This window comes from Streptomyces griseorubiginosus, assembly GCF_036345115.1.
GTDB classification, from domain to species: domain Bacteria; phylum Actinomycetota; class Actinomycetes; order Streptomycetales; family Streptomycetaceae; genus Streptomyces; species Streptomyces griseorubiginosus_C.
The window spans coordinates 7,182,050-7,198,128 of the sequence record NZ_CP107766.1 but is presented as its reverse complement, the minus strand read 5'-3'; the positions used below and the strand labels follow the sequence as shown (position 1 = coordinate 7,198,128).

Here is a 16,079-nt window from a genome sequence, read left to right as displayed (position 1 = left end):
CCACCATGACCGACACCATCACCCGCGGCCTGATCCCGCTGCCCCTCGCAGCCGCCCGCGCGCTCCTCCTCGCCGGCGGCATCGCCACCGCCGCCTCCGCCTTCCTCGCCTGGACCTGGACCAGCGAGTTCCCCGGCGACCTCACCATCACCGGCTACCCCGGCGGCCTCCAGTGGCTGACCTTCATCGCCGGCCTCCTCATCACGGTGTTCGCCCTCGCGGCCTACGACATCCCCGGCCTGCGCGCCCTCATCCCCGCCCGCAACAACGCCCCCCTGGTGCTCACCGCCCTCGGCGGCTTCGGCGTCACCTGGTACACGATCGTCTCGATCGCCGCCGAACTCGGCGGACTCGCCAACCTCGAACCGGGCGGCTGGGTCGCGGCCATCGCCTCCCTCCTCCCCGTCATCGGCGCCTTCGCCCTCCCCGAGACCCGCACCGCGAACGCCAAGGGCAACGTCAAGGCATACCTCGCCAAGCCCGACCGCATCCCCGCCCCCGCCCCCATCAGCCCCTGGGTCGAGCGCGCGATCATCACCCTCGCCACCATCGTCGGCCTGGCCGTCTTCACCTACGGCATCGACACCGAGTACGGCGAGCTGTTCGTCGGCTACCTCATCGTCGTCGTCTTCGCCGTCTGGGCCCTGCACACCGCGGGCCTCATGGACCGCTTCTCCCGGATCGTCGCCCGCAACCGCAGCTTCACGCTCGCCATGGGCTTCGCCGCCGCGATCGCGTTCCCCTTCACCCAGACCGACGACCACTACGCCAACATCGGCGTCAACATCCTGATCTTCGGAACCGTCGCCCTGGGCCTCAACATCGTCGTCGGCCTCGCGGGCCTCCTCGACCTCGGATACGTCGCCTTCCTCGGCGTCGGCGCCTACACCGCCGCCCTCGTCTCCGGCTCCGAGTTCTCCCGCTTCTCCGGCGTCCACTTCCCCTTCTGGGCCGCCGCCCTCGCCGGCGCCGCCGCATCGCTCATCTTCGGCGTCCTCATCGGCGCCCCCACCCTGCGACTGCGCGGCGACTACCTCGCCATCGTCACCCTCGGCTTCGGAGAGATCTTCCGCATCGCCGTCAACAACATGGACGGCGAATCCGGCCCCGACATCACCAACGGCCCCAACGGCATCCCGTCGATCCCGGACCTCAACTTCTTCGGGTTCAACCTCGGCGAGGCACACGACATCGCCGGCTTCACCATCGGCCGCTTCGCCAACTACTACCTGCTCATGGTGCTGATCATGGCCATCGTGGTCCTGGTCTACACCCGCGCCGCCGACTCCCGCATCGGCCGCTCCTGGATCGCCATCCGCGAGGACGAGACCGCCGCCACCGCCATGGGCATCAACGGCTTCCGCGTCAAGCTCATCGCCTTCGCCCTCGGCGCCGCCCTCGCCGGCCTCGCCGGCACCGTCAGCGCCCACGTCACCTACAGCGTCGTCCCGACGCCGTACCAGTTCGCGGGCTCGACACCCCCCAACTCGGCCTTCCTCCTGGCCGCGGTGGTCCTCGGCGGCATGGGCACGGTGGCCGGCCCCATCCTCGGCGCCGCACTCCTCTACCTGCTGCCCGAGAAGCTCGTCTTCCTCCAGGACAAGTCGCTGCTGGCCTTCGGCATCGCCCTCATCCTGCTGATGCGCTTCCGCCCCGAAGGCATCATCGCCAACCGCCGCCGACAGCTCGAATTCCACGAGACCGGCCAACTCGACGTACCAGAGACAACAACACTGTCCGGCGAACCGACCGCCGTCACCAAGGCCGGGGCGTGAGCACCATGACGACACCTGTACTCGAGGCCCGCAACGTCACCATGCGCTTCGGCGGCCTCACCGCCGTCCGCTCGGTCGACTTCACCGTCAACGCGGGCGAGATCGTCGGCCTCATCGGCCCCAACGGCGCCGGCAAGACGACCTTCTTCAACTGCCTCACCGGGCTGTACGTCCCCACCGAGGGCACCGTCTCCTACAAAGGCACCGTCCTCCCGCCCAAGCCCCACCTCGTCACCAAGGCCGGCATCGCCCGCACCTTCCAGAACATCCGCCTCTTCGCCAACATGACGGTCCTCGAGAACGTCCTCGTAGGCCGCCACACGCGGACCAAGGAAGGCCTCTGGTCGGCGCTGCTCCGCGGCCCCGGCTTCAAGAAGGCGGAGAAGGCCAGCGAAGAACGCGCCATGGAACTCCTCGAGTTCATCGGCCTCGCCGGCAAGCGCGACCACCTCGCCCGCAACCTCCCCTACGGCGAACAGCGCAAGCTCGAGATCGCCCGAGCCCTGGCCTCCGAGCCCGGCCTGCTCCTGCTCGACGAGCCCACGGCCGGCATGAACCCCCAGGAGACGCGGGCGACCGAGGAACTGGTCTTCGCCATCCGCGACAAGGGCATCGCCGTCCTCCTCATCGAGCACGACATGCGCTTCGTCTTCAACCTCTCCGACCGCGTCGCCGTCCTCGTCCAGGGCGAAAAACTCGTCGAAGGCACCTCCGAGGTCGTCCAGGCCGACGAACGCGTCATCGCCGCCTACCTCGGAGAACCCTTCGACGGCGACCCCGGCACGGCGGAAGCCGCCGAGGTCGACGCAGCCGAAGCGGGCACCACCAGCACCAAGGGAGAAGGCCAGTGACCGCACTCCTCGAAGTCGAGGACCTCCGGGTCTCCTACGGCAAGATCGAAGCCGTCAAAGGCATCTCCTTCAGCGTCGAAGCCGGCCAGGTCGTCACCCTCATCGGCACCAACGGCGCCGGCAAGACGACGACGCTGCGCACGCTCTCGGGCCTGTTGAAGCCGACATCCGGAAAGATCACGTTCGACGGGAAGCCGCTCAGCGGCATCCCGGCCCACAAGATCGTCTCCTTCGGCCTCGCCCACTCCCCCGAAGGCCGGCACATCTTCCCCCGCCTGACCATCTTCGAGAACCTCCAGCTCGGAGCGTTCCTGAGGAAGGACAAGGAAGGGATCGAGAAGGACATACAGCGCGCCTACGACCTCTTCCCGATCCTGGGAGAGCGCCGCAACCAGGCCGCGGGCACCCTGTCCGGCGGCGAGCAGCAGATGCTCGCCATGGGCCGCGCGCTCATGTCCCAGCCGAAACTCCTCATGCTCGACGAGCCCTCCATGGGCCTCTCGCCGATCATGATGCAGAAGATCATGGCGACCATCGTCGAACTCAAGTCCCAGGGCACGACGATCCTCCTCGTCGAGCAGAACGCCCAGGCCGCCCTCTCCCTGGCCGACCAGGGACACGTCATGGAGGTCGGCAACATCGTCCTCTCCGGCACCGGCCAGGACCTCCTGCACGACGAGTCGGTCCGCAAGGCGTACCTCGGCGAGGACTGATCCCTTCGGCTGTACGACGAGGCCCGCGCCCCCTGTTCGGGGACGCGGGCCTCGTCTTGTGCGACTGTCGAGCTCAGCCCTTGTTTGCCTTCTTCTCGTCGGCGTCCTGGATGACCGCCTCCGCGACCTGCTGCATCGACATACGGCGGTCCATCGACGTCTTCTGGATCCACCGGAACGCGGCGGGCTCGGTCAGCCCGTACGACGTCTGCAGGATCGACTTGGCACGGTCGACGAGCTTGCGGGTCTCCAGACGGAGGGTGAGGTCGGCGACCTCGTTCTCCAGTTCCCTGAGCTCAGTGAACCGGGACACGGCCATCTCGATCGCCGGCACGACATCGCTCTTGCTGAACGGCTTCACGAGGTACGCCATGGCACCGGCGTCCCTCGCCCGCTCGACGAGGTCGCGCTGCGAGAAGGCGGTGAGCATGAGGACGGGCGCGATGCGCTCTTCGGCGATCTTCTCGGCGGCGGAGATGCCATCGAGCTTGGGCATCTTCACATCGAGGATGACGAGGTCGGGCTTGTGCTCACGGGCGAGCTCGACGGCCTGCTCACCGTCACCGGCCTCGCCGACGACGCTGTAGCCCTCTTCCTCCAGCATCTCTTTGAGGTCGAGCCGGATCAGGGCCTCGTCCTCGGCGATGACGACACGGGTCGTCAGCGGAGGCACGTGCGACTTGTCGTCGTCGGGCGCGTCTACGGGCTGGGGCGACTCGGGGGCGGTCACGGGGGCTCCTTGTTACGGGCCGGGCAGGTACTGCTGCTTGTGCAGCCTACCTAGAGGCGGGCAGGTACGGTGACCCGGTATGCTTCCGAGCAGCCAGTCTTGCCGGGTTGGTGGAATGGCATACACGGATGTCTCAAACACATCTGCCTGAGAGGGCTTGCGGGTTCGAGTCCCGCACCCGGCACTTCCAGCACAGGAAGCGGATGTCCACGTTCTCGTGAACATCCGCTTTTTGCTGCGCGGAGTTGCGATCACTCACTCAGAGTAGTCGCATGAACTTTCACGGTACTAAGGTTCGACAGAAGGCCGTCACGCTGCTTCGCAACGGCGCGAAAAACGCCGAGGTCGCTCGGAGATTCAACGTCCCAATGGGCACCGTCGGCTACTGGAAGCACCAAGACCGCGCGAAACGCGGTGAGTGTCCAGGGCGCACACCGCCGCCGTGCCCCCGATGTGACGCGTCGCTGGATCAGCTGGCCTACGCATATCTGCTGGGCCTGTACCTGGGCGACGGTCACATCATCCAGAATCGCTCGATGCGGTCGCCGAGCCTCTCGATCACCTGCGCCGAAGCGCACCCCGGTCTGATGGACGAGTGCGAGAAGGCGATGAGGTCGGTATTCCCCAACAACTCCGTCTGCCGCGTGCGCCGCAAGGGCTGCCGAGAGGTGAAGCTGTACTCAATGCACCTGTGGTGCCTGTTCCCTCAGCACGGCCCCGGCAAAAAGCACGAGCGCATCATCGCCCTCGAACCCTGGCAGCAGGCCATCGTCGACGATTACCCCTGGGAGTTCATCCGGGGTCTCATCCACTCCGACGGGTGCCGCATCACCAACTGGACGGCCCGACTCGTAGCCGGCGAACGCAAGCGCTACGAATACCCCCGGTACTTCTTCAGCAACAAGTCCGACGACATCCGGCGCCTCTTCACCGACACCCTCGACAAGGTGGGTGTCGAGTGGACGACCCTCGCTCGCGGCAGCGACCCGTTCAACATCTCCATCGCCCGCAAAGCCTCAGTCGCCCTCATGGACACCCACGTAGGCCCCAAACACTGACCGCCTACTTAGGACTGTCGTCCTCCCCGATGTGGTGCACCCGGACCAGGTTCGTCGACCCGGAGACCCCAGGGGGCGAGCCCGCCGTGATCACGACCACGTCACCCCTCTCGCACCGCCCGTACTGCAACAGCAGCTCATCCACCTGGTCCACCATCGCGTCCGTGGAGTCGACCTGCGGGCCCAGGAACGTCTCCACGCCCCACGTGAGGCTGAGCTGCGAGCGGGTCGCCGGCTCGGGCGTGAAGGCCAGCAGAGGGATCGGGGACCGGTACCGGGACAGTCGGCGGACCGTGTCGCCCGACTGGGTGAAGGCCACCAGGAACTTCGCGCCGAGGAAGTCGCCCATCTCCGCCGCCGCCCGGGCGACAGCCCCTCCCTGGGTGCGGGGCTTGTTGCGTTCCGTCAGCGGCGGCAGGCCCTTCGCCAGGATGTCCTCCTCAGCCGCCTCGACGATCTTCGCCATCGTCCGGACCGTCTCGACCGCGTACTTGCCCACGCTCGTCTCACCGGACAGCATGACCGCGTCCGTGCCGTCGATGACCGCGTTGGCGACGTCCGAGGCCTCAGCCCTCGTGGGCCGGGAGTTCTCGATCATCGAGTCGAGCATCTGGGTCGCCACAATCACCGGCTTCGCGTTCCGCTTGGCCAGTTTGATCGCGCGCTTCTGGACGATCGGCACCTGCTCCAGCGGCATCTCGACGCCCAGGTCGCCGCGGGCCACCATGATGCCGTCGAAGGCCGCCACGATGTCCTCGATGGCGTCGACCGCCTGCGGCTTCTCCACCTTGGCGATCACCGGAACCCGGCGTCCTGCCGAGTCCATGATCCGGTGGACGTCCTCGATGTCACGCCCGCTGCGGACGAAGGACAGGGCGATCACGTCGAAGCCCATGCGCAGGGCCCAGCGGAGGTCCTCCTCGTCCTTCTCGGAGAGCGCGGGGACCGATACCGCGACGCCCGGCAGGTTCAGTCCCTTGTGGTCGGAGACCATGCCGCCCTCGACCACCCGGGTGTGGACGCGGGGGCCCTCCACCGAGGTGACCTCGAGGCAGACCTTGCCGTCGTCGACGAGGATCCGCTCGCCCACGGACACGTCCCCGGCGAGTCCGGCGTACGTCGTCCCGCACTGCCGCTGGTCGCCCTCCACTCCCTCCTCCACCGTGATGGTGAAGGTGTCGCCGCGTTCAAGGAGTACGGGGCCTTCGCCGAAGTGGCCGAGGCGGATCTTCGGGCCCTGAAGGTCGGCGAGGAGGCCGACGCTGCGGCCGGTCTCGTCGGAGGCCTTGCGGACGCGGTGGTACCGCTCCTCGTGCTCGGCGTAGCTGCCGTGGCTGAGGTTGAAGCGGGCGACGTCCATTCCGGCGTCGACCAGGTCCTTGATCTGGTCGTAGGAGTCGGTGGCGGGGCCCAGGGTGCAGACGATCTTTGCTCGGCGCATGTTTCGACATTAGGCCTTACCGGCGGGTAGGGAATTGGCCGCACATGACGACTCAACAACCTTCGGGTGAAAGCCTCTTGACAAGTGTTGAAGTGTGCGCGGGCCCGCTCCGATGAGCATCGCGGGAGCAAATCCGGCGGTCTCTCACAGCCTCGGTGGTGCCATCGTGAAACGTGCGTTGACGTGGGCGTAGACGTGTTGGCGCTGGGGTTCGAGGTCGAGTGGGGCGGCCGAGGTGTCGGCTGCGACCTCGTAGGCCATGGAGCGGGCGCGGCTGGCCTTGCCGACGAAGCGGGGTTCGGGGTCCTCGGCGCCGATGTCCGCCAGTTCGAGGAGGGACGCCAAAGACGTATCCAGCGCCTCCGCGTACTCCTTCGCCCGCTGGACGGCTTCCCGTACCGCCTGTTGCCTGGCTTCGCGGTAGACGGGTGAGTCACGGCGCAGGGCCCACCAGGGTCCGTCGACCCGCGTCAACTCCTGGTCGGCCAGTCGGGTCGTCAGCTCCCCCAAGGCTGTGAAGTCGGTGAGTTCCGCGGTGATGGTGACGCGGCCGTGGTAGGCGTGGACGCGTTCGCCGCGGCCGTGTTCCTTGAGTTCGGGGGTGACGGAGAAGGAGCCGGTCTCGAGGTGTTCGACGGCGTCGCCGTAGGACTTCAGGAGGTCCAGGACGCCGGCGTTGCGGCGGGTGAGGTCGTCGAGGGCGGTGCGGCGGTCCTTGCCGCGGGAGGCGACGGTGACGCCGATGCGGGCGAGTTCGGGGTCGACTTCGAGGTGGGCTTCGCCGCGGACGGCGATGCGGGGTGCGTCGGGGGTGCCGTAGGGAACGGTCATAACGCCTCACTGTGTCAGTTTTCGCGGGGTGAGTCACCAGATCGAAACCTGTGGGGGCTGTTGCCGTTCGGCATGGCCGGGTCAGAATCTACGCGCGTTGTTGACCTTTCCCCGAGGAGATCAAGACATGCCCTTGAACCGCAGGAAGTTCCTGGAGAAGTCCGCCGTGACCGGGGCGGGGGTCGCGCTGGCGGGTGCCGTGGGAGTTCCTGCCGCGCAGGCGGCGGAGAGCGGGAGGAAGCCGGTGAAGCGGTACTCGCTCACGGTCATGGGCACCACCGACCTGCACGGTCATGTCTTCAACTGGGACTACTTCAAGGACGCGGAGTACAAGGACGCGGCGGGCAACGCGCAGGGTCTGTCGCGGATCTCGACGCTGGTGAACCAGGTCCGCAAGGAGAAGGGCCGCTGCAACACGCTGCTCCTGGACGCGGGCGACACGATCCAGGGCACTCCGCTGACGTACTACTACGCGAAGGTCGACCCGATCACCGCCAAGGGCGGTCCGGTGCATCCGATGGCCGCGGCCATGAACGCCATCGGGTACGACGCCGTGGCGCTCGGCAACCACGAGTTCAACTACGGCATCGAGACGCTGCGCAAGTTCGAGGAGCAGTGCGACTTCCCGCTGCTCGGTGCGAACGCGCTGGACGCGAAGACGCTGAAGCCCGCTTTCCCGCCGTACTTCATCAAGAAGTTCCACGTGAAGGGCGCGCCGCCGGTCAAGGTCGCGGTGCTGGGTCTGACCAACCCGGGTATCGCGATCTGGGACAAGGCGTATGTGCAGGGGAAGTTGACGTTCCCGGGGCTCGAGGAGCAGGCCGCGAAGTGGGTGCCGAAGCTGCGGTCGATGGGTGCGGACGTGGTGGTCGTGTCGGCGCACTCGGGGTCCTCCGGCACGTCGTCGTACGGTGACCAGCTGCCGTACGTGGAGAACTCGGCGGCGCTGGTGGCGCAGCAGGTGCCGGGGATCGACGCGATCCTGGTCGGGCACGCGCATGTGGAGATCCCGGAGCTGAAGGTCACCAACACGAAGACCGGGAAGACGGTGGTGCTGTCGGAGCCGTTGGCGTACGCGGAGCGGCTGTCGCTGTTCGACTTCGAGCTGGTCTTCGAGAAGGGCCGTTGGTCGGTCGAGTCGGTGTCGTCGAAGGTGCTCAACTCGAACTCGGTGGCGGACGACCCGAAGATCACCAAGCTGCTGAAGGACGACCACGACGTCGTCGTGAAGTACGTCAACCAGGTGGTCGGGACGGCGACGGCCACGCTGACGACGGTCGAGGCGCGGTACAAGGACGCCCCGATCATCGACCTGATCACGAAGGTGCAGGAGGACGTGGTCAGGGCGGCGCTGGCGGGCACGGAGTACGCCTCGCTGCCTGTGATCGCGCAGGCCTCGCCGTTCTCGCGGACCTCGGAGATCCCGGCCGGCGAGGTGACGATCCGGGACCTGTCCAGCCTGTACGTGTACGACAACACGCTGGTGGCGAAGCTGCTGACGGGTGCGCAGATCAGGGCGTACCTGGAGTACTCGGCGGAGTACTTCGTGCGGACGGCGGCGGGGGCGGCCGTGGACGTGGAGAAGCTGACGAACGCGAACAACCGTCCGGACTACAACTACGACTACATGTCGGGGCTGTCGTACGACATCGACATCGCGCAGGCGGCCGGTTCGCGGATCAGGAACCTGACCTGGAACGGTGCCGCGCTGGACGACGCGCAGAAGTTCGTGTTCGCGGTGAACAACTACCGCGCCAACGGCGGCGGCGCGTTCCCGCACGTGGCCTCCGCCACCGAGCTGTGGTCGGAGTCGACGGAGATCCGCACGCGGATCGCGGAGTGGGTGACCGCGAAGGGTGTGCTGGACCCGAAGGACTTCGCGTCGGTGGACTGGAAGCTCACACGGGACGGGACGCCGGTGTTCTAGTGGTGCGCGCCGGCGACGTCGCTCCGCACGTCGTCGCCGGCGTTTTCACCGTCCTTCGACCAGGGGGGTCAGTGCGGGGGCGGTGCGGGCCGGGGGGATCTGCGGTCGCTGTTCGAGGCCGAAGCTGGTGAAGGCGGTGCGGGCGGGCAGGGGGTAGGCGTCCTTGCCGGTCACGGTGTTGAGGATGGTGGCGCTGCGCCAGGCGGCGAGGCCTAGGTCGGGGGCGCCGACGCCGTGGGTGTGGCGTTCGGCGTTCTGGACGTACACGTGACAGTCGGCGCCGCTGACGGAGGGGTCCAGGGCGAGCCTGAACTGCTCGTCGACGCGGGGGCGTTCGCGGCTGTCGCGGCGCAGGTAGGGGTCGAGTCCGGCGAGGATGCGGTCGAGGGGGCGTTCGCGGTAGCCGGTGGCGAGGACGACGGCGTCGGTGGTGAGCCGGGAGCGGCTGCCCTGCTGGATGTGTTCGAGGTGGAGTTCGACCTTGGTGGTGGCGATGCGGCCGGCGGTGCGGACGCGGACGCCGGGGGTGAGGACGGCGTCGGGCCAGCCGCCGTGCAGGGTGCGGCGGTAGAGCTCGTCGTGGATGGCGGCGATGGTGTCGGCGCCGATGCCGCGGTGGAGTTGCCACTGGGTGGTGCCGAGGCGGTCGCGGACGCTCTCGGACAGGGCGTGGAAGTAGCGGGTGTAGTCCGGGGTGAAGTGTTCCAGGCCGAGCTTGGAGTACTCCATGGGCGCGAACGCCTCGGTACGGCCGAGCCAGTGCAGCTGCTCGCGGCCCGCCGGGCGGTGTCTGAGCAGGTCCAGGAAGACCTCGGCGCCGGACTGCCCGGAGCCGACGACGGTGACGTGTTCGGCGGCGAGGAGGCTCCGGCGGTGGTCGAGGTAGTCGGCGGCGTGGATGACGGGCACGCCGGGCGCCTCGACGAGGGGCTTCAACGGCTCCGGTACGTAGGGCTCGGTGCCGATGCCGAGGACGATGTTCTTGGTGTACGTACGGCCGAGGGCCTCGGCTTCTCCGTCGCTGTCGAGCTGGGTGAAGTCGACTTCGAAGACGTCGCGTTCGGGATTGAAGCGGACGGCGTCGACCTGGTGGCGGAAGTGCAGGCCGGGGAGGTTCTCGGCGACCCAGCGGCAGTAGGCGTCGTACTCGGCGCGCTGGATGTGGAAGCGCTCGGCGAAGTAGAAGGGGAAGAGGCGCTCGCGGGCCTTGAGGTAGTTGAGGAAGGTCCAGTCGCTGGCGGGGTCGGCGAGGGTCACCAGGTCGGCGAGGAACGGGACTTGGACGGTGGCGCCCTCGATGAGCAGGCCGGGGTGCCAGTCGAAGGCAGGGCGCTGTTCGTAGAAGACGGCGTCGAGGGCGGTGAGGGGCTGGGCGAGGGCGGCGAGGGAGAGGTTGAAGGGGCCGATGCCGATGCCGACGAGGTCGCGGGGCGCGTCGGGCTCGTGGTGTGGGGGGTGGGGGCTCATCGGGGGGTGCTTCCTTCCACGAGGGTCAGGAGTCCGGCGAGGTCGGCCGGCCGGGTGGTGGGGTTGAGGAGGGTGACCTTGAGCCAGAGCCGGTTCGCCGCGCGGGCTCGGCCGAGTACGGCCCGGCCGTCTTCGAGGAGTTGTCGGCGTACGGCGGCGACGGCGTCGTCGGTGGCGTCTGCGGGGCGGAACAGGACCGTGCTGATGGTGGGCGGGGCGTGGAGTTCGAAGCCGGGGTGTTCGTCGACGGCTTTCGCGAACTCCCTTGCCTGTTCGCAGACTTGGTCGACGAGGGCGGCGAGTCCTGTGCGACCGAGGGTTTGCAGGGTGACGGCGATCTTGAGGACGTCCGGGCGGCGGGTGGTGCGCAGGGAGCGGCCGAGGAGGTCGGGGAGGCCGGCCTCGGTGTCGTCGTCGGCGTTGAGGTAGTCGGCGCGGTGGTGGAGGGCGGCGAGGTCGTGCTCGTCGCGGACGGCGAGGAGTCCTGCGGCGACCGGCTGCCAGCCGAGTTTGTGGAGGTCGAGGGTGACGGTGTCTGCGGCGCTGAGACCGGTGAGCTTGGGTTGGTGCCTCGCGCTGAAGAGGAGGCCTCCGCCGTAGGCCGCGTCGATGTGCAGGCGGGCGCCGCGGTGTGCGCACAGGGCGGCGATCTCGGGCAGGGGGTCGATGAGGCCGGCATCGGTGGTACCCGCGGTCGCGGCGATGAGCAGCGGTCCGGGCGGGAGTGTTTCGAGGGCCGCGGGGTCGAGGGTGCCGTTGGGGGTGGGGAGGATCACCGGGGCGGGCAGGCCCAGGAGCCAGGCGGATCTGGGGAGGGAGTGGTGGGCGTTCTCGCCGCAGACCAGTCGGACGTCCGGGCCCAGGGTCTCTCTGGCCAGGAGGAGGGCGAGTTGGTTGGATTCCGTGCCACCCGTAGTGATCAAAGCGTCTGGCCGGTGGGGGCTGGTCGCGCCGTTCCCCGCGCCCCTGAAAGCCTCGGCGTAGACCTCGTTCGCCAGTGCACGTGTCACCAAGGCCTCAAGCTCCGATGCTGCCGGAGCCTGGTCCCAGGAGTCCATCGATGGGTTCAGGACGCTGACGGCCAGGTCTGCTGCCGCCGCCACCGCCAGGGGTGGGCAGTGGAGGTGGGCCGCGCAGAGGGGGTGCGCCGGGTCCGCGGCGCCTTCCGCCACGGCGCGGACCAGGTGCCGTAGAGCCTCCGGGTCGCCCTCGTCCGGGAATACGTCCCCCACCGCGGCCCGCATCCGCTCCGCCACCTTCGGCGGGCCTCCGGACGGCAGGGGCCCGCCCCTCAGGCGGGTCCCCTCCTCCAGCGCCTCCAGGACCGTGTCGAGCAGCGGACGCAGTGGCGTGTGCATCGTCGACCTCCGGGGGCGCTGGGGACTTCCAGCTTGGACGCGGCCGCCTGGGCGCGCCCGGAGAGTTCAACGATCCTGACCCGAAAGGGGGTACTCCCGTACGGGGAAAACCCGCTCTATGCCTGGCGCACCCGCAACGCGCGGCCGAGGTCGTCCAGTTGGTCGACGAGTTTGCGGCGCAGGGCGGGGATGGGGTCGGCGTCGTCCAGGCAGGTCCGGCCGAGGCTGAGGTTGTCCTCGTCGATGGCGTGGTCGGGGAAGGCCCAGCGGCCGACGGCGTCGGCGATCGCGGGGCCCCGGCGGGCGGCGAGGGCGACGGCGTCGTCGTAGTAGCGGGGCACGTACTGCCGTACGAGGTCGGCCTGTTCGGGTTGCCAGAAGCCCTGGGCGGTGGCAGTGAAGAGGTAGTTGGAGAGGTCGTCGCGGGTGAACATGGCGTCCCAGGCGGCTGCCTTGGCCTCCTCGGAGGGCAGGGCGGCGCGGCAGCGGGCGGCGCCTTCCTGGCCGGTGGCCGAGGGGTCGCGGGCCAGTTCGGCGGCGATGGCGCTCTCGTCGGTGGCGCCGAGGACGGCGAGGCGGGCGAGGAGGCGCCAGCGCAGTTCGGGGTCGAGTTCGGGTCCGCCGGGGACGGTGCCGTCGGCGAGCCAGGCGGCGATGGTGTCGGGGTGGGCGGCGACGTTGATGCAGTGGCGGACGGCGATCAGGCGCAGGCCGGGGTTGTCGCCGTCCTCGGTGCGGCGGATGAGGTCGCGGCACAGGGCGGTGAGGAGGGACAGGGCGGCGGGGCGTTCCTCGGGGGTGACGTAGCGGTCGGCGACGTAGCCGGCGGCGAAGGCGAGGACGCCCTGGACGAGGGCGAGGTCGGTCTCGTGCGGGAGGTGGGCGCGGGCGGCCTCCAGGTAGGCGGAGGGGGCCAGTTCGCCGTCGCGGACGGCGTCGCGCAGGGCGTTCCAGACGACGGCGCGGGTCAGGGGCGAGGGCAGCCCGGAGAGGCACTCGGTGACCGTCGTGAAGGACTCGGCGTCGAAGCGGACCTTGGCGTAGGTGAGGTCGCCGTCGTTGAGGAGCAGGAGGGCGGGGCGCTTGCCGATGGGGAGGGGCTCGGTCTGCGGGACGTCGAGGTCGAGGCGGTCGCGGAGGACCAGGTGGCGGCCCTCGTCGGTGACGTCCTGGTCGTAGAGGCCGACAGCGATGCGGTGCGGGCGGCTGCCCTGGTGCTGGACCTGGAGGGTGTACGTGCCTTCCTCGCCGCGGGTGACGACGGGCCTGAGGGTGTCGACGCCGGTGGTGCGCAGCCAGGCGTCGGCCCAGGCGTGGACGTCGCGTTCGGTGGCGGAGGCGAGGGAGTCGATGAAGTCGGCGAGGGTGGCGTTGCCGAACCTGTGCCGGGCGAAGTGGGTGTTGATGCCGGCGAGGAAGTCCTTCTCGCCGAGCCAGTGCACCAACTGCCGTAGTGCGGAGGCGCCCTTGGCGTAGGAGATGCCGTCGAAGTTGAGGAGGGCCGAGGCGGTGTCGGGCACGTCTTCGGGGGCGACGGGGTGGGTGGAGGGGCGCTGGTCGGCGTCGTAGCCCCAGCCCTTGCGCATGACGCCGAAGTCGACCCAGGTGTCGGTGAAGCGGGTGGCCTCGGTGAGGGTCTGGTAGCCCATGTACTCGGCGAAGGACTCGTTGAGCCAGATGTCGTCCCACCAGCGCAGGGTGACGAGGTCGCCGAACCACATGTGGGCCATCTCGTGGGCGATGACCATGGCGCGGGTCTGGCGTTCGGTGTCGGTGACGGCGGAGCGGTAGACGAACTCGTCGCGGAAGGTGACGAGTCCGGGGTTCTCCATGGCGCCGGCGTTGAACTCGGGGACGAACGCCTGGTCGTAGGAGTCGAAGGGGTACGGCTCCTCGAACTTCTCGTGGTAGCGGTCGTAGCACTGCTTGGTGATCTCGAAGATCTCGTCGGCGTCCGGGTCGAGGTAGGGCGCGAGGGAGCGGCGGCAGTGGATGCCGAAGGGCAGGCCGCGGTGTTCGGTGCGCACGGAGTGCCAGGGGCCCGCGGCGACGGCGACGAGGTAGGTGGAGATCAGGGGGGTGGTGGCGGCCTGCCAGCGGCCTTCGCCGAGGTGTTCGGTGATGCCGTTGGCGAGGACGCTCCAGCCTTCGGGGGCCGTGACGGTCAGGTCGAAGACGGCCTTGAGGTCGGGCTGGTCGAAGGCGGCGAAGACGCGCTGGACGTCGTCCATGAACAGCTGGGTGTAGACGTACGATTCGCCGTCGCTGGGGTCGGTGAAGCGGTGCATGCCCTCGCCGGTGCGGGAGTAGCGCATGACGGCGTCGATCCGCAGTTCGTGCTCGCCGGCGGTCAGGCCCGTCAGGGGGAGCCGGTTGCCGTCGAGGGTCTCCGGGTCGAGGGGGCGGCCGTCCAGGGTCGCCTCTCGCAGTTCGGCCGGCTTGAGCTCGACGAAGGTGTCCGCCTCGGCGCGCGCGGTGAACCGGACGACGGTCTGGGACGCGAAGGTCTCGTCGCCGGTGGTGAGGTCGAGCGCGATGGTGTAGCGGTGAACGTCGAGGAGCTTGGCACGGGTCTGCGCTTCGTCGCGCGTCAGTACGGACATGCAGGACATGCTGCCTGATGGCAGGGCCAACTCACAGAGGCGGATCGGTACACGCCTTATGTCCGGTCCTGTTCGAGCTCCTCGGTGTGCGCCCCCTGTCCGCGCTGCACGGGGACCCGGGCGTCGGGGTGGGGCAGGGCGGGCCGTTCGGCGGGCTCCCCGGGCTTGACGAGCGCGCGCAGTTCCCGCACCTCCTGTTCGAGGGCGAGGTGGCGGCGGTGGGCGTCGAAGAGGTAGCGGACCTTGGTGCGCAGGGCCCAGGGGTCGATGGGCTTCATCACCAGGTCGGCGACGCCGAGTCCGAAGGCGGCGGAGGTCAGTTCGTGGTCGGGGCCGAAGCCGGTGAGCAGGACGACGGGGATGTGCTGGGTCTGTTCCAGGCGGCGCATGTAGCGGACCACGTCGAGGCCGCTGACGCCGGGCATCCGTACGTCGAGGAGCAGGAGGCCGACCTGGCCGCGCAGGACCTGCTTGAGGGCCTCGTCACCGCTGGTGGCGCGGCCGAGCTGGTAGCCCAGCGGGGCCAGGGCACTCTCCAGGGCGTAGAGCGTGTCCTCGTGGTCGTCGACGATGAGGATCCTGGCATCCGACGGCATGGCCCGACGTCCCTCCCTCGCGGAGAACCAGCCTACGCCCGTGTGCTGACGGGGAGTGCTCGCAGGCTGACAAGGAGTGCACGGGGCAGCATGCCGGGTGCGGGCCGCCGTGTCACGTCCCTGGGGAGTTCCGCGAGGTCAATCGGTCACGGTGGGGGTGCCGTTGACGGTGTCCTCGGCGATGCGCTCGTGGTGCCGGATGACCTCGGCGATGATGAAATTCAGGAACTTCTCAGCGAAGGCCGGGTCGAGCTTGGCGTTCTCGGCGAGGGTGCGCAGCCGCTCGATCTGGCGGGCCTCGCGGGCCGGGTCGGCGGGGGGCAGCTGGTGGCGGGCCTTGAGGTGGCCGACCTGCTGGGTGGCCTTGAAGCGCTCGGCGAGCATGTGGACGACGGCCGCGTCGATGTTGTCGATGCTGTCCCGCAGCCGCGCGAGCTCCGCACGGACAGCGGGGTCGACGTCACCGGTTCCGGTGTTGCTGGTGGTCATGGTCGACAACCCTACGGGGCGGAGGGCAGGGGGGTGATCGGCGGATGGCACCGACCGGAACCATGAGGGCCCTGCCGCCCTCGCCATGACCGGCTCCGCCCGCGAACAGGGGGCTGCCGGCCGGGCGTACCGCTGGGCGAGCCTGCCGCGGACGACCACGCTCGGGGTCGGCTCGCCCGCGTGCAGGCTCCGTGCGTCTCAGCCGACCGGGCGCGTCCGGATCAGCTCCGAGGTTCCGGC

13 protein-coding genes and 1 tRNA gene are annotated in these 16,079 nt (G+C 69.1%); 6 read left to right on the top strand and 8 right to left on the bottom strand.

Annotated features, from left to right (window positions below; genetic code table 11):
• Window positions 1–5 precede the first annotated feature (5 nt).
• From OHN19_RS32475 to OHN19_RS32465, 3 genes are read left to right on the top strand one after another with little or no spacing between them, the layout of a single operon-like run.
• Window positions 6–1,775: a branched-chain amino acid ABC transporter permease gene (locus OHN19_RS32475; RefSeq protein WP_330269762.1), complete on the top strand. Its 1,770-nt coding sequence runs from the start codon at window positions 6–8 to the stop codon at window positions 1,773–1,775.
• Window positions 1,776–1,780: 5 nt separating this feature from the next.
• On the top strand, window positions 1,781–2,626 hold the full coding sequence (locus OHN19_RS32470) for an ABC transporter ATP-binding protein (RefSeq protein WP_330267609.1): 846 nt from the start codon (window positions 1,781–1,783) through the stop codon (window positions 2,624–2,626).
• Window positions 2,623–3,339 (top strand): ABC transporter ATP-binding protein, encoded by a 717-nt coding sequence (locus OHN19_RS32465; RefSeq protein WP_020137532.1) that lies wholly within the window; start codon window positions 2,623–2,625, stop codon window positions 3,337–3,339. The genes OHN19_RS32470 and OHN19_RS32465 overlap by 4 nt, the downstream gene beginning before the upstream one ends.
• Window positions 3,340–3,412: 73 nt before the next feature.
• On the opposite strand, the gene OHN19_RS32460 is transcribed toward OHN19_RS32465, so the two are convergent.
• On the bottom strand, window positions 3,413–4,069 hold the full coding sequence (locus OHN19_RS32460) for an ANTAR domain-containing response regulator (protein ID WP_031041938.1): 657 nt from the start codon (window positions 4,067–4,069) through the stop codon (window positions 3,413–3,415).
• A 101-nt stretch (window positions 4,070–4,170) separates the two neighbouring features.
• On the opposite strand from OHN19_RS32460, the gene OHN19_RS32455 reads away from it, so the two are divergent.
• Both OHN19_RS32455 and OHN19_RS32450 read left to right on the top strand, forming a co-directional pair.
• Window positions 4,171–4,253, top strand: a tRNA-Leu gene (locus OHN19_RS32455).
• An 88-nt stretch (window positions 4,254–4,341) separates the two neighbouring features.
• Window positions 4,342–5,127, top strand: a complete 786-nt coding sequence (locus OHN19_RS32450; protein WP_330267608.1) for a helix-turn-helix domain-containing protein — start codon at window positions 4,342–4,344, stop codon at window positions 5,125–5,127.
• 4 nt (window positions 5,128–5,131) lie between these two features.
• Here the strand turns inward: OHN19_RS32450 and pyk are convergent, their stop codons facing one another.
• Together pyk and OHN19_RS32440 are read right to left on the bottom strand one after the other, a co-directional pair.
• Window positions 5,132–6,568 (bottom strand): pyruvate kinase, encoded by a 1,437-nt coding sequence (pyk, locus tag OHN19_RS32445; RefSeq protein ID WP_330267607.1) that lies wholly within the window; start codon window positions 6,566–6,568, stop codon window positions 5,132–5,134.
• A gap of 144 nt (window positions 6,569–6,712) precedes the next feature.
• Complete coding sequence (locus OHN19_RS32440) at window positions 6,713–7,399, bottom strand: SIMPL domain-containing protein (protein WP_330267606.1); 687 nt, start codon at window positions 7,397–7,399, stop codon at window positions 6,713–6,715.
• Between the two features lie 127 nt (window positions 7,400–7,526).
• On the opposite strand from OHN19_RS32440, the gene OHN19_RS32435 reads away from it, so the two are divergent.
• Complete coding sequence (locus tag OHN19_RS32435; RefSeq protein ID WP_330267605.1) at window positions 7,527–9,326, top strand: bifunctional metallophosphatase/5'-nucleotidase; 1,800 nt, start codon at window positions 7,527–7,529, stop codon at window positions 9,324–9,326.
• A 45-nt stretch (window positions 9,327–9,371) separates the two neighbouring features.
• Here the strand turns inward: OHN19_RS32435 and OHN19_RS32430 are convergent, their stop codons facing one another.
• The 5 genes from OHN19_RS32430 to OHN19_RS32410 form a co-directional block, all read right to left on the bottom strand.
• Window positions 9,372–10,793 carry a lysine N(6)-hydroxylase/L-ornithine N(5)-oxygenase family protein gene (locus OHN19_RS32430; protein ID WP_330267604.1) on the bottom strand — a complete coding sequence of 474 codons (1,422 nt, stop codon included), beginning with the start codon at window positions 10,791–10,793 and terminating at the stop codon, window positions 9,372–9,374.
• A complete protein-coding gene (locus tag OHN19_RS32425) occupies window positions 10,790–12,151 on the bottom strand; it encodes a pyridoxal phosphate-dependent decarboxylase family protein (protein ID WP_330267603.1) in 1,362 nt (453 codons plus the stop codon). The genes OHN19_RS32430 and OHN19_RS32425 overlap by 4 nt, the downstream gene beginning before the upstream one ends.
• A gap of 116 nt (window positions 12,152–12,267) precedes the next feature.
• Window positions 12,268–14,754, bottom strand: coding sequence for an aminopeptidase N (gene pepN / locus OHN19_RS32420; RefSeq protein WP_330267602.1), 2,487 nt, complete (start codon window positions 14,752–14,754; stop codon window positions 12,268–12,270).
• A 56-nt stretch (window positions 14,755–14,810) separates the two neighbouring features.
• Entirely contained in the window at window positions 14,811–15,350 is a 540-nt protein-coding gene (locus OHN19_RS32415; RefSeq protein ID WP_123760087.1) for a response regulator, read from the bottom strand.
• A 138-nt stretch (window positions 15,351–15,488) separates the two neighbouring features.
• A complete protein-coding gene (locus OHN19_RS32410) occupies window positions 15,489–15,839 on the bottom strand; it encodes a chorismate mutase (protein ID WP_330267601.1) in 351 nt (116 codons plus the stop codon).
• Window positions 15,840–16,079: the final 240 nt, after the last annotated feature.

Excerpts from the sequence above, each read along its gene's own strand:
- OHN19_RS32430 (WP_330267604.1), bottom strand. The coding sequence starts at position 10,793 with ATGAGCCCCCACCCCCCACACCACGAGCCCGACGCGCCCCGCGACCTC.
- pepN (WP_330267602.1), bottom strand. The coding sequence starts at position 14,754 with ATGTCCGTACTGACGCGCGACGAAGCGCAGACCCGTGCCAAGCTCCTC.
- OHN19_RS32440 (WP_330267606.1), bottom strand. The coding sequence starts at position 7,399 with ATGACCGTTCCCTACGGCACCCCCGACGCACCCCGCATCGCCGTCCGC.
- OHN19_RS32470 (WP_330267609.1), top strand. The coding sequence starts at position 1,781 with ATGACGACACCTGTACTCGAGGCCCGCAACGTCACCATGCGCTTCGGC.
- OHN19_RS32475 (WP_330269762.1), top strand. The coding sequence starts at position 6 with ATGACCGACACCATCACCCGCGGCCTGATCCCGCTGCCCCTCGCAGCC.
- OHN19_RS32450 (WP_330267608.1), top strand. The coding sequence starts at position 4,342 with ATGAACTTTCACGGTACTAAGGTTCGACAGAAGGCCGTCACGCTGCTT.
- OHN19_RS32410 (WP_330267601.1), bottom strand. The coding sequence starts at position 15,839 with ATGACCACCAGCAACACCGGAACCGGTGACGTCGACCCCGCTGTCCGT.
- OHN19_RS32425 (WP_330267603.1), bottom strand. The coding sequence starts at position 12,151 with ATGCACACGCCACTGCGTCCGCTGCTCGACACGGTCCTGGAGGCGCTG.
- OHN19_RS32415 (WP_123760087.1), bottom strand. The coding sequence starts at position 15,350 with ATGCCGTCGGATGCCAGGATCCTCATCGTCGACGACCACGAGGACACG.
- pyk (WP_330267607.1), bottom strand. The coding sequence starts at position 6,568 with ATGCGCCGAGCAAAGATCGTCTGCACCCTGGGCCCCGCCACCGACTCC.
- OHN19_RS32435 (WP_330267605.1), top strand. The coding sequence starts at position 7,527 with ATGCCCTTGAACCGCAGGAAGTTCCTGGAGAAGTCCGCCGTGACCGGG.